Source organism: Stenotrophomonas sp. YJH_SMC_64 (genome assembly GCF_059371375.1).
This window is the reverse complement of the sequence record NZ_JCAFUN010000011.1, coordinates 154800-166816: the sequence shown is the minus strand read 5'-3', so window position 1 is coordinate 166816 and position 12017 is coordinate 154800. Positions and strand designations below refer to the sequence as shown.

General features: G+C 66.3%; 12 protein-coding genes and 4 tRNA genes. 4 read left to right on the top strand and 12 right to left on the bottom strand.

Going from position 1 to position 12017, the window contains the following annotated elements:
- Window positions 1–519: 519 nt before the first annotated feature.
- From AC5P9L_RS13720 to AC5P9L_RS13675, 10 genes are all read right to left on the bottom strand, one after another.
- Window positions 520–596: transfer RNA gene (locus tag AC5P9L_RS13720), tRNA-Arg, on the bottom strand.
- Between the two features lie 32 nt (window positions 597–628).
- Window positions 629–705 (bottom strand) — tRNA-Arg (locus AC5P9L_RS13715).
- A 58-nt stretch (window positions 706–763) separates the two neighbouring features.
- Window positions 764–840: transfer RNA gene (locus AC5P9L_RS13710), tRNA-Arg, on the bottom strand.
- Window positions 831–1757 (bottom strand): alpha/beta hydrolase family protein, encoded by a 927-nt coding sequence (locus AC5P9L_RS13705; RefSeq protein ID WP_100438390.1) that lies wholly within the window; start codon window positions 1755–1757, stop codon window positions 831–833. The genes AC5P9L_RS13710 and AC5P9L_RS13705 overlap by 10 nt, the downstream gene beginning before the upstream one ends.
- Window positions 1754–2563: a bifunctional hydroxymethylpyrimidine kinase/phosphomethylpyrimidine kinase gene (gene thiD, locus AC5P9L_RS13700; RefSeq protein WP_005409046.1), complete on the bottom strand. Its 810-nt coding sequence runs from the start codon at window positions 2561–2563 to the stop codon at window positions 1754–1756. Before thiD ends, AC5P9L_RS13705 begins: the two co-directional genes overlap by 4 nt.
- A 64-nt stretch (window positions 2564–2627) precedes the next feature.
- Complete coding sequence (locus AC5P9L_RS13695) at window positions 2628–3296, bottom strand: YoaK family protein (protein ID WP_010484284.1); 669 nt, start codon at window positions 3294–3296, stop codon at window positions 2628–2630.
- Between the two features lie 12 nt (window positions 3297–3308).
- Complete coding sequence (locus tag AC5P9L_RS13690) at window positions 3309–3815, bottom strand: hypothetical protein (protein ID WP_262101996.1); 507 nt, start codon at window positions 3813–3815, stop codon at window positions 3309–3311.
- The gene (locus AC5P9L_RS13685; protein ID WP_111687110.1) at window positions 3812–5212 is read right to left on the bottom strand and encodes a PhoH family protein; all 1401 of its coding nucleotides are present in this window, start codon (window positions 5210–5212) and stop codon (window positions 3812–3814) included. The genes AC5P9L_RS13690 and AC5P9L_RS13685 overlap by 4 nt, the downstream gene beginning before the upstream one ends.
- Window positions 5213–5296: 84 nt before the next feature.
- On the bottom strand, window positions 5297–5776 hold the full coding sequence (locus AC5P9L_RS13680) for a peroxiredoxin (RefSeq protein WP_005412958.1): 480 nt from the start codon (window positions 5774–5776) through the stop codon (window positions 5297–5299).
- A 92-nt stretch (window positions 5777–5868) separates the two neighbouring features.
- The gene (locus AC5P9L_RS13675; RefSeq protein ID WP_005409051.1) at window positions 5869–6429 is read right to left on the bottom strand and encodes a glycine cleavage system transcriptional repressor; all 561 of its coding nucleotides are present in this window, start codon (window positions 6427–6429) and stop codon (window positions 5869–5871) included.
- A gap of 164 nt (window positions 6430–6593) precedes the next feature.
- On the opposite strand from AC5P9L_RS13675, the gene dapA reads away from it, so the two are divergent.
- Window positions 6594–7487 (top strand): 4-hydroxy-tetrahydrodipicolinate synthase, encoded by an 894-nt coding sequence (gene dapA / locus AC5P9L_RS13670; RefSeq protein WP_005409052.1) that lies wholly within the window; start codon window positions 6594–6596, stop codon window positions 7485–7487.
- Window positions 7488–7519: 32 nt separating this feature from the next.
- A complete protein-coding gene (locus AC5P9L_RS13665; RefSeq protein ID WP_005409053.1) occupies window positions 7520–8035 on the top strand; it encodes a hypothetical protein in 516 nt (171 codons plus the stop codon).
- Window positions 8036–8242: 207 nt separating this feature from the next.
- Here AC5P9L_RS13665 and fdxA read toward each other — a convergent pair whose 3' ends face one another.
- On the bottom strand, window positions 8243–8566 hold the full coding sequence (gene fdxA / locus AC5P9L_RS13660; RefSeq protein ID WP_005409054.1) for a ferredoxin FdxA: 324 nt from the start codon (window positions 8564–8566) through the stop codon (window positions 8243–8245).
- A gap of 192 nt (window positions 8567–8758) precedes the next feature.
- Between fdxA and AC5P9L_RS13655 the strand changes: the two genes are divergently transcribed.
- On the top strand, window positions 8759–10183 hold the full coding sequence (locus AC5P9L_RS13655) for a sugar porter family MFS transporter (RefSeq protein WP_262101997.1): 1425 nt from the start codon (window positions 8759–8761) through the stop codon (window positions 10181–10183).
- Window positions 10184–10507: 324 nt separating this feature from the next.
- Here AC5P9L_RS13655 and AC5P9L_RS13650 read toward each other — a convergent pair.
- Window positions 10508–10582: transfer RNA gene (locus AC5P9L_RS13650), tRNA-Glu, on the bottom strand.
- A gap of 52 nt (window positions 10583–10634) precedes the next feature.
- Between AC5P9L_RS13650 and pcnB the strand changes: the two genes are divergently transcribed.
- Window positions 10635–12014, top strand: coding sequence for a polynucleotide adenylyltransferase PcnB (gene pcnB, locus AC5P9L_RS13645; protein WP_262102010.1), 1380 nt, complete (start codon window positions 10635–10637; stop codon window positions 12012–12014).
- Window positions 12015–12017 lie beyond the last annotated feature (3 nt).

Genomic DNA, 12017 nt, shown 5'->3' with positions numbered 1-12017 from the left:
AACCGGACCCACCCCGCCTTCGACAGTTTTCCGCGATCTGTCGGAACGGCGTACTGCTCTGGTAGGTGTCGACCTTGGTCGACACGGTAGATCCACGCCATGCGTGGATGCTCTTCGATCAATTGTCGAAATGTTCGAACTCGATGGAGATTCATCCACGCATGGCGTGGATCCATCAGATCGCGGAAATCTGTCAGAGGTGGGGCGGCATGGGCAGGCAGGACCGTTGGCGGCATGGATGCCGCCATCGAGCCCCCATGGGTGAGGGCGCTTTGCTTGCGAAGCATTGCTTCGCAAGCGCCCGAACGCACAGCCGCCAGCGGCTGGGCCGGACCGCGGAGCGGGGTTTACGGCGTGTCCTGCCTGTCCATGCCGCCCCGCCAGCCCACGGAATGCCAGCTTTTGCCGTTGCCGTTGAGGTTGCCGGCCAGCGGCCGGCACTACCAGGGTGCAGGGCACAGCCCTGCCGAAAAACACACATAAAAAAACAGCAGGCCGAGGCCTGCTGTTTCGGTGTAATGGTGCGCCCGGAGAGATTCGAACTCCCGACCGCCTGGTTCGTAGCCAGGTACTCTATCCAACTGAGCTACGGGCGCCAATTACATGAACTTGTTGTGCTGACTGTGTATGGTGCGCCCGGAGAGATTCGAACTCCCGACCGCCTGGTTCGTAGCCAGGTACTCTATCCAACTGAGCTACGGGCGCGCGGTACACAATCAAGTTTTACTGCATTTCCAGCGGCGGATGCTGGAAACCTGTCGAGTGGTGCGCCCGGAGAGATTCGAACTCCCGACCGCCTGGTTCGTAGCCAGGTACTCTATCCAACTGAGCTACGGGCGCCCTGCGACAGGAGCGGAATTATGCGGATGTCGGCGCGTACCGTCAACAGTTTTGTGAAAATTTTCATCCAACTGAATGAAAAAGCTGTCAGCCACAGCATCAGGGGCCTTCAGCCACGCGAAATGATCGGCGCGCGTGCCCAGTTCCTGCGTGGACAGCACGCGCAGCTGCGCGTCCACATTCGGCAGCTTCGCCAGCAGCGTCTGCATCGATCCGGTGGGGGCCAACCAGTCGTGCTCCATCAGCACCGCCTGTGCGCTGCCATGCACACGCGCCATCTGCGCATCGAGGTCTTCGTCCATGCCGACGGCGGCGTAATGGTTGTTCAGGCCGACGCGTGCCCAGTCGGCAATCAGTCCGCGCGCTTCGGTGCCACCAAAGCCGAGGCGACGGCCATGCAGCACGCCCTGGCGCTGTGCGATCCACGGCAGGAAGCGGTAGACCAGCGGCAGCAGCCAGCCACGCGGTGGTGGGAATCCGCGCCAGAACGGTGAGCCGCTGGCGGCCAGCCACAGCCGGTTGAAGTGCTGCGGGTTGCGGCCGGCATGCACGCAGGCCAGCTGCCCGCCCAGGCTATGGCCGCCGATGATCCAGGGCAGGGCGTCGCCTTCGTCATCCGCTGCGGCCAGGACGGCCTGGCTGGTCGGCAGATCCTGTTCGAGTACCTCGCGATAGCCCCAGTCCTGCGTGCGCGATGGGCGCAGCGAACTGCTGCCGTTGCCGCGCCACTCGTGCAGGTAGACCGCCACGCCCTTCGCCGCCAGCGCCAAAGCCAGTGGCAGGTAGTGGCGCGCGGCCACGCCCAGTGCCGGCAGCCACAGCAGGCGTGCGATGGGCTGTGCGGGCACGCAGGCGATCACCTCGAAGCGATGGCCGTCGTCGCACTGCACGGCAAGGACGCTCGGCGTCGGGCTCATGCGTGGGGTGCCGCGCCGAAGTGGTCGAGCACCAGCACCTCGCTGCGGCCGGGGGCATAGCCCTGCTGCAGGCCGCGTGCAACGTAGTCGATACCGGCTTCGCAGGCGTTGGCCAGGCTCAGGCCATTGCACAGCTGCGCGGCGATGGCCGAGGCCAGCGTGCAGCCGGTGCCATGTGCGTCCAGCGGCAGGCGCGCGTGGATGAATTCTTCGCTGCTGACGCCGTCGAAGTAGCGATCGATCACGCGATTGCCTTCATGCAGGTGGCCACCCTTGAGCAGCACTGCGCCGGCACCGAGGTCGAGCAGGGCCGAGGCGGCCTGTTCTGCGTCTTCGCCGTTGCTGATCTTCCGGCCGACCAGCAGTTCTGCTTCCGGCGTATTGGGGGTGATCAGCGTGGCCAGCGGGATCAGGCGCTCACGCATGGCCTGCAATGCGCTGTCTTCCAGCAGGCGTGCCCCACTGGTGGCGACCATCACCGGGTCCAGTACCACGTGTGGCGGGCGGTGCTTTTCGAGTGCATCAGCGACGGCATGGATCACTTCGGCGTTGGCCAGCATCCCCAGCTTCACCGCGTGGATGTCGAAGTCGTCGAAGCAGGCATCCAGCTGCGCGCGCAGGAACTCGATGGGTGGCACGTGCACGGCGATGACGCCGCGGGTGTTCTGCGCGGTCAGTGCAGCAATCGCGGAAAGGCCATGCACGCGGTGTGCGGCGAAGGCCTTCAGGTCAGCCTGGATGCCGGCGCCACCGCCGGAGTCGGAGCCGGCGATGGTGAGGGCGGAAACGGGAGTGGTCGGGCTCATCGGTTGATTGTGCCGTGGTCCCGCAGGGGAAGGTAGATCCACGCCATGCGTGGATGTCCTTGATTCAATGCCGCCAACGCGCCCATTGCTGGTACAGCACATAACCCAGCCCGGTCAGGCCGGTCAGCAGGGCCGGGGCGAGCAGGGCGTCGTACTGCCAGCGCATGAACAACCAGGCGCCGATGATGCCGCCGGCGAGGAAGCCGCTGATGATCAGGCCGCTGAGGGTCAGCCGTCGTACCTGCAGCGGCAGCCCACGCAGCAGGTGGCCCAGGCCGATGCCGAGGTCGGTGAACATGCCGCTGAGGTGGGTGGTGCGTACCACCGCGCCACTGAAGGTGGTGGCCATCGCGTTCTGCAGGCCGCAGGCCATGGCGGCGGCCAGTGCGCCCCAGATCTGGTGCTGTTCGAACAGCGGAATGGCCACCAGCAGCAGCGCCGATTCCAGTGCCAGCGCCACGCCGTAGCGACGGCCCAGCTGCAGGGTGCTGTCCTGGATCAACAGGCCGCTGAGCATCGCGCCCAGCGAGAACGCGATCAGCAGTCCCCACAGGTGGCCGACCGCGCGCCAGTCACCCTGGGCCAGCGCCATGCCCAACTGGCTGGTGCTGCCGGTCATGTGGCTGACGGCCTGGTGTTCGAAACCGAGGAAGCCGACGACATTCACCATGCCGGCCACGCACGACAGCGCGACCGCGCCGATCCAGACCCAGGTGGGCAGGCGAATTCCCATCGGCGGGGCCCCTCAGGGCCCGCCGAAGCCGCCGTTGAACTGCAGCTCGCTGAAGGTGTTGCTGGCCGGGTCGAACACCGCGCCCCAGAACTGCGTGCCGCCGTCACAGACGCGGATCGCTTCCCGTGCCGGATTGATGCCGCTGTCGTCGGGCAGGTGGAAGGCGTTGATGTAGATCAGCCGCTTGCCGGCGCTTTCGATGCCGACGTACTGGCGGTCGAAGCCCAGCACCTTCGGTACCTGTGCCTCCAGTGACGACAGCTGCGCTTCCAGCTGGTCGATCTGCTGCCGGCTGGGCGCCCAGTAGCCGCTGACCCGCCCGGCCTCGCGGCCGGGACTGGCGCGCGAGCAGGTGTCGAGCACCTGCGCGGCGATGATCGGGCGGGTGACCACCCAGGATTGGCCGGTACGCTCGGCGGTCGGCACGCTGGCCGGGCCGCGCGTGGTGGTGCAGGCACCCAGGGCGGCTGCGAGGGCGATCGCAGCCGTGGGCAGCAGCAGGCGGGTGCAGCGGTTCACAACACCTCCGAAGCGTAATCGGCCAGGCGCGAGCGTTCGCCTCGGCGCAGGGTGATGTGCGCACTATGCGGCCAGTTCTTGAAGCGATCCACCGCGTAGGTCAGGCCCGAGGTGGTCTCGGTCAGGTACGGGGTGTCGATCTGCTCGACGTTGCCCAGGCAGACGATCTTGGTACCGGGGCCGGCACGGGTGATCAGCGTCTTCATCTGCTTGGGGGTGAGGTTCTGCGCCTCGTCCAGGATCAGGTAGCGCGACAGGAAGGTGCGGCCGCGCATGAAGTTCATCGAGCGGATCTTGATGCGGCTGGCGAGCAGGTCGTTGGTGGCCTGGCGCCCCCAGGTGCCGCCTTCCTGGTTGTGCGTGAGCACTTCCAGGTTGTCGGTCAGTGCGCCCATCCACGGCGTCATCTTCTCTTCCTCGGTGCCGGGCAGGAAGCCGATGTCCTCGCCGACGCTGACCGTGGCGCGGGTCATGATGATCTCGCGGTAGCGCTGCTGGTCCATCGTCTGCGCCAGGCCGGCAGCCAGCGCCAGCAGGGTCTTGCCGGTGCCGGCGGTGCCCAGCAGGGTGACGAAGTCGATCTCCGGGTCCATCAGTGCATTGAGCGCGAAGTTCTGCTCGCGGTTGCGTGCACTGATTCCCCACACAGCGTGGCTGCCGTGGCGGAAATCATCCACCAGCGACAGCACCACCTTGCCGTCGCCGACCACGCGGCTGACACGCAGTTCGACCTCGTCTTCGCCGGGCAGGTAGACGTATTGGTTCGGGTACCACTCCTCGCCATCCTGCGCCAGGATTTCGTAATGCGTGCGGCCCTTGTCGCTCCAGCTGCGCAGGTCGTCGCCGTGGCGCTTCCAGAAGTCTTCCGGCAGCTCGGTGGCGCCGGTGTAGAGGAGGCTGAAATCGTCCAGCGCGCGGTCGTTTTCGTAGTCCTCGGACACGATGCCGGCGATGGCGGCCTTGATCCGCAGGTTGATGTCCTTGGAAACGAACACCACCGGCAGGTCCGGCGTTTCTTCCTTCAGCGCCAGGATCGCGCCAAGGATGGCATTGTCGGGAATGACCTTGCCAAAGCTCTTGCCCGCGTCGAAGTGGCTGGTCTGGAAGCGCAGCTTGCCGGCGCTCTGCTTGCCGCGCAGCTGCAGGCCGTTGGGGCGCTGCAGCGGAATGCCGTCGGCCAGGTTGTCCAGGCCGGATTCCTGCACCAGCTCGTTGAGGAAGCGGCTCACCTGGCGGGCGTTGCGGCTCGCTTCGGAGGTGCCCTTCTTGCCGTTGTCCAGCTCCTCGATCACCTGCATGGGCAGGTAGATGTCGTGCTCCTCGAATTTGAACAGCGCGGTCGGATCGTGCATCAGCACGTTTGTATCCAGCACGTAGATGCGCTTGCCTCGGGTCATCGTCGATTCCTGGTTACGGACAGGGAAAAACCACCACGGCCTGCTGCGGGGCAGGGTGATGGCAGACACAGTAGGCAGTGGGACTCACTTGGACTGGGAGGCCTTCAGTTCGGCGAGAACGGCATCGGCATGGCCGGCAACCTTGACCTTGCGCCAGGACTGCACGATGCGGCTGTCGGGGGAAATCAGGAAGGTGCTGCGTTCGATGCCACGTACCTGCTTGCCGTACATGTTCTTCATCTTGATCACGTCGAAGGCGCTGCACAGCGCTTCGTCGCCATCGCTGACCAGCGGGAAGTTGAAGCCCTGCCTGGCACAGAAGTTGTCGTGCGACTTCACCGAGTCGCGAGAGACGCCGAGCACGACCGCGCCGGCCTTCTTGAACTTCGGCAGCAGGGCGTTGAAGTCGATGCCTTCGGTGGTGCAGCCGGGAGTGCTGTCCTTGGGGTAGAAGTACAGCACCAGCCACTGGCCGGCATAGTCGCCGAGAGTGGCCTGGTCGCCACCGGACAGCGCCAGCGGCAGGGAGAGGGTGGTGCTGTCCAGGGTATCGCCGTTGTTCATGAGGTCCTTCTGTCGAGCCTGGGTTGTTTCTACGACAATTGCATGAAACGCCACGCGCCCGTGAGAGGCGCGCGAAAAATCCGCACTCCCAATCAGAATTTCATCGGGTCCATGATCGCGTCCAGGTTCAGGTGGTCGCAGAACTCAAGGAAATCGTCGCGCAGCGCGGCGATGTGCATGTTGGCCGGCACGCCGATGGTGACCTGTGCACTGAACATTTCCGCACCGGTCTGCATGGCGCGGTAGCGCGTGCTCTGCAGGTTCTCGATGGTGATGCCCTGGCGGTCGAAGAAATCGGCCAGCTGGAACAGGATGCCCGGCTTGTCGGCGGCGATCACTTCGACAATGTACGGCAGCAGGTTGGACTGCGCCTGCTTGGCCGCGGTGCGGTACCAGACCAGCTTCAGGCCTTCCTCGCGCTCCAGCCGGGTCAGCATCGCCTCGAGCTTGGCCACCGAGTCCCAGGAGCCGGTGGCCAGGGCGGTGACCGAGACATCGCGGCCGACCGTGGCCAGGCGTGCGTCCACCAGATTGCAGCCGCTGTCGGCGATGCGGCGGGTGACGGACAGCAGGGGGGACTCCGGATGCGTCGTATAGGCGTTGATCAGGAGGTGGTTTTCGCTCGGCGCGGGGCGCGGGGTGGTGTCGGTCAAGGCGATTCCGGGTAATGCATGCGTTAGTCTGAATGCCCGCCAGAGGCGGGGATCCACCGGTGTCCAGCATACTTGCCCGTGCTTTCGCGCCGCAAGTAACATTCAGGTCGCCCCCGGCCTTTCGTGGCGGGCGTTTTCCCTTTCCAGCCAAGAGCAGCACGTCCTTGTCCCTTTCCGGCCTCATCACCGCGCTGGCGACCCCGTTCCGGGCCGACGGCGCTCTCGATCCCGACGGTTGGCAGCGCCTGCTGCACCTGCAACTGGAAGGTGGCGTCCATGGCGTTGTCGTTGCCGGCTCGACCGGCGAAGCGGCAACCCTCACCGATGCCGAGTACGACCTGCTGCTGGCCAGCGCGGTCGAACGCATTGGCGGCCGCATCCCGGTCATGGCCGGCACCGGCCTGTCCGGTACCGCCAAAACCATCGAACAGACCCGTCGTGCGGCCGCGCTTGGCGCCAGCCATGCACTGGTGGTCACCCCGCCTTACGTGAGGCCGACCCAGGCCGGCCTGATTGCCCATTATCGTGCGGTCGCCGACCAGGGCGGGTTGCCGGTCGTGCTGTACAACGTGCCCGGCCGTACCGGTTGCGACATGCAGCCGGAGACCGTGGCCGAACTGGCCAGCCACCCCAACATCGTCGGCATCAAGGAGGCGGTGGGCGACACCGGCCGGGTGCAGGCGCTGCTCGCACTGCGCAGCCCGCAGTTCGCCGTGCTCAGCGGCGACGACGGTACGGCTGCGCGTTCGATCCGGGCCGGTATCGACGGCCTGATCTCGGTCGGCTCCAACGTGCTGCCCGGCGCCTACCGCCGCATGTGCGAGCTGGCCGCCGCCCATGACCACGAAGCCACCGAGTCCTGGGATGCGCGCCTGCAGCCGTTCCATGATTTCTGCGGTGTTGAACCGAACCCGATTCCGGTCAAGGCGCTGCTGCGCCGTATCGGCATCGGCCATGACCTGCGCCTGCCGCTGCTGCCGCTGTCGGCGCCGCACCACGCGGCCGCCGACCATCTTGCCGGCGACATCGCCGCCCTTGAAGCCCTTTCCAGCCACTGACCTTTCGTCTTGGTCTGACCCAGGAGATTCACATGCGTCAATCCGTTTCCACTGTCCGCGTGCTGTCCTACGCCCTGCTTGCGGTGGCCGTTGCCGCCGGCACCACCGGCTGCTTCAAGCGTGGCGTCAAGGGCGACTATGCCCTGGCCCCGGAAATGCGTCCGCTGGAAGTGCCGCCGGACCTCAACCTGCCGGCCACCACCGGTGACAACAAGGTGCCGGCGCTGGTGTCGGCCACCAAGCCGGCAGCACCGGCGGCTGCGGCTCCGGCCGTTGGCAATACCGGTTTCACCATCGCCGGTGGCAAGGATGAAGCCTTCGCCAAGGTCGGTACCGCGCTGGAAGGCGTGGAGGGCGTGACCATCGCCAGCCGCGCCCAGCTGCTCGGCTCGTATGACGTGGCCTACGAAGGCAGCAACTTCCTGGTCCGCGTGGTCGCCGTCGATGCCGGCGCCTACATCTCCGCGGTCGACCCGCGTGGCCTGCCGGCCACCGCCGAAGCGCCGGTGAAGCTGATCGCCGCGCTGAAGGCGAAGCTGGCCCAGTAAGGGCTGCCTCTGGTAGAGACTGACCTTGGTCGGCGCTTCTGTGCCAACCAAGGTTGGCACCTACCGGATCGCAAGGTCGGCATGCCGTATCGCGAGGTTGGCATACCGGATCGCAAGGCTGGCATGCCGGATCTTGCGGTTGGCGTTCACCGGAAAACAGAAAAGGGCGCCCGTGGGCGCCCTTTTCGTTGCCGCCGTGGGCGCTTCTCAGCGCTCCAGCAGCTTCAGCTTGTCCGGCTTGCCATCCCATTCGCCGGCGTCGGCGGGCGGGTCCTTGCGCACGGTCAGCACCGGCCACTCCTTCGCCAGCTCGGCGTTGAGGGCGACGAAGCCTTCCTGGCCGGCGGGGACATCGTCCTCCGGGAAGATCGCGTTGACCGGGCACTCCGGCTCGCAGAGGGTGCAGTCGATGCACTCATCCGGGTCGATCACCAGGAAGTTCGGGCCTTCGTGGAAGCAATCCACGGGGCACACTTCCACGCAATCGGTGTGTTTGCACTTGATGCAGTTTTCGGTGACGACAAAGGGCATGGGCTGGGGGTGGATCGATTCCTGAACCCGCCAATTCTAGAACAGGTTGGCCCCCGCTGTCGGCGCGGGGCGGAAATCGGGCGTCTGGCAGGCGCGGCCGTGGCAGTCATTGGCGGCAGGGCGGGGCCTGTGCGACGCTGGGGGTCAGCCGGCTGCGTCGGGTGGCCGGCCCCCTTCCCAGCAGGATCGTCAATGTCACCAGCCCAGCCCAGCATCGCACTCCATGGCGGTGAGATCACTGCATTCATCGTCTTGATCAGCTGCGTGGCCACGCTCGGTGGATTCCTGTTCGGCTTCGACAGTGGTGTCATCAATGGCACGGTCGATGGCCTGCGCCAGGCCTTCAACTCCAGCGAGGCGGCGCTCGGTTTCGAAGTCGCCTCGATGCTGCTGGGCTGTGCGATCGGTGCGTTCCTGGCCGGTTGGCTGGGCGACCGCCTGGGACGCCGCGGCGTGCTGATCGCCTCGGCGCTGATGTTCCTGGTCTCGGCGCTGGGTGCCGGTGCAGCCCACGCCTCCTGGCTGTTCATCGCGGCCCGCGTGCTGGGCGGCTTTGCAGTAGGGGCGGCCAGCGTGATGTCGCCGGCCTACATCGCCGAGGTGGCCTCGGCGCGCTATCGCGGGCGCCTGGCCACAGTGCAGCAGATGGCGATCATCTGCGGCCTGTTCGCGGCGTTCCTCAGCAACTACCTGCTGGCCCGCGCCGCCGGGGCGTCGACCGAGCCGTTGTGGCTGGGTCATGAGGCCTGGCGCTGGATGTTCTGGATGCAGGCGCTGCCGTCGGGGCTGTTCCTGCTGTTGTTGCTGGTGATTCCGGAAAGCCCGCGCTTCCTGGTCCTGAAGGGGCGCCAGCAGCAGGCGAGGGCGGTGCTCGCGCGGCTGTACGGCGATACCGTGGCGGCGGCCAAGCAGGCCGAGATCGAAACCAGCCTGGCCCAGGACCAGCACAAGCCGCGCTTCAGCGACCTGCGCGACACGGTCAGCGGCAAGCTGCGGCCGATCCTGTGGGTGGGTATCGGCCTGGCCATGTTCCAGCAGCTGGTCGGCATCAACGTGGTGTTCTACTACGGCGCAGTGCTGTGGCAGGCGGTCGGCTTTTCGGAAAGCGACGCGCTGTTGATCAACGTGCTGTCCGGTGGGCTGAGCATCGGTGCCTGCCTGCTGACGGTGCTGCTGATCGACCGCATCGGGCGCAAGCCGCTGCTGTGGATCGGCTCGGTCGGCATGTCGGTGGCGCTGGTGCTGATGGTGGTGGCGTTCGCCAGCGGCAGCCTGGTCGATGGGCGCCTGCAGCTGTCCGATGGCATGGGGCGGCTGGCGCTGGTCGCGGCCAATGTCTACGTGGTGTTCTTCAACATGTCCTGGGGCCCGGTGATGTGGGTGATGCTGGGCGAGATGTTCCCCAACCAGATCCGCGGCCCGGCGCTGGCGGTGGCGGGTGCGGCGCAATGGACCTCGAACTTCGCGATCACCGTGACCTTCCCGATGCTGCTGGCCGGCATCGGCCTGGCCGGCGCCTATGGCATCTACGCGGTCGCGGCGATCCTCTCGATCATCTTCGTGGTCCGCTACGTACGCGAGACCAAGGGCAAGGAGCTGGAGCAGATGGAAGGCTGACGGCGACTGGCTTCGGTTGCGTTCCGTTGGCGCCTGCTTGTCCAGAGTGTGAGAGGGCGGCCTGCCCCCTCCTGACAGTTCATGGTGCGTGCGGATGCGGCGAAGCGCTGGCCGGTTGTTGCCGCAGCTCGCGGGAAACCGTCCAGAGCCGGTGGGGTCACCCAGGGCAGGACCGTTGGCGCCATGGATGGCGCCATCGAGCCCCCATGGATGGGTTTACGGCGTGTCCTGCCCTGGGTGACCCCACCGGCTCAAGCCGATTGCAGGCCCGGAAAACAGAAAAGCCCGCACAAGGCGGGCTTTTTCGGTTCCTGCTGCAGCGACTGGCGCTCCCTAGGGGACTCGAACCCCTGTTTTAGCCTTGAGAGGGCCACGTCCTAACCACTAGACGAAGGGAGCGTAACTGTGTCGCTGCCGAGGCAGGAGCGCTAGTATATGCACCTCGATGCCATTGGGCAATCCCGAAACTTCAACCGGAAGCGCCAACATCATTTCCTCTGCTACATCACCGTTCAGCCTGCGCGTCATCCCGCGCGACCAGCACACGATCTCCCGCAAGGACATCAGCCCGAACGCCCTGCGCGTGCTTTATCGCCTGCGCGATGCCGGCTTCGGCGCCTACCTTGTCGGCGGCGCGGTGCGCGACCTGCTGGTCAATGGCCAACCCAAGGATTTCGACGTGGCCACCGACGCCACGCCCGAACAGGTCAAGCAGCTGTTCCGCAACTGCCGCCTGATCGGCCGCCGTTTCCGCCTCGCCCACGTTGTGTTCGGCCGCGAGATCATCGAAGTCGCCACCTTCCGCGCCAACAGCGATGACGGCAGTGGCGACCGCGAGATGGAAAACGGCATGCTTGTACGCGACAACGTGTACGGCAACATCGAAGACGACGCCGTCCGCCGCGACTTCACCTGCAACGCCCTGTACTACGCCATCGAGGACTTCTCGGTGCGTGACTACACCGGTGGCTTCGAAGACGTGCAGGCGCGCCTGATGAAACTCATCGGCGACCCGGTACAGCGCTACCAGGAAGACCCGGTGCGCATGCTGCGCGCCGTGCGCCTGGCGGCCAAGCTCGGCTTCCAGATCGAAGAGGGCACCGCCGCGCCGATCCCGCAGCTGGCTGGCCTGCTCAACGAAGCCGCGCCGGCACGCCTGTTCGAGGAAGTGCTGAAGCTGTTCCTGTCCGGGCACGGCGTGGCCAGCTTCGAAGGCCTGGAGCGCTACGGTCTGCTCGACGTGCTGTTCCCGGAAAGCGCCAGGGCGTTGAAGTCCAACCGCACCGGCGCGCTGCGCCGCATGCTGGTAGAGGGCCTGGCCAATACCGATGCCCGCGTGGCCAACGACGAGCCGGTCTCGCCGGCGTTCCTGTTCGCGCTGCTGCTGTGGCCGGCGTTCTGCCGCGCCCAGGCGACCCTGCTCAAGCAGGGCGTGGCGCCGGAAGAGGCGCAGCGTCGTGCCGCCGACCGCGTCACCGTGCAGCAGCTGAGCACCATCGCGCTGCCGCGCCGCTTCTCGCTGCCGATGCAGGAAATCTGGCTGCTGCAGTCGCGTTTCAGCTCGCGCCAGCGCAAGCGCGTGTTCCGCACGCTCACCCATCCGCGCTTCCGCGCCGCGTTCGACTTCCTCAGCCTGCGCCAGGTGGCCTCGGCCGAGCACGCTGCCGATGTTGAATTCTGGCGCGACGCACAGGCGCAGTCGGGCCGCGAGCTGGAATCGTCGCTGGACGCGATGCACAGCGAAGAGGGCGATGACGAGAACGGAGCACCGCGCAAGCGTCGCCGTCGTCGCCGCCGCCCGGGGGCCTCGGCCGGTGCAGCTGGCGAATAAGCA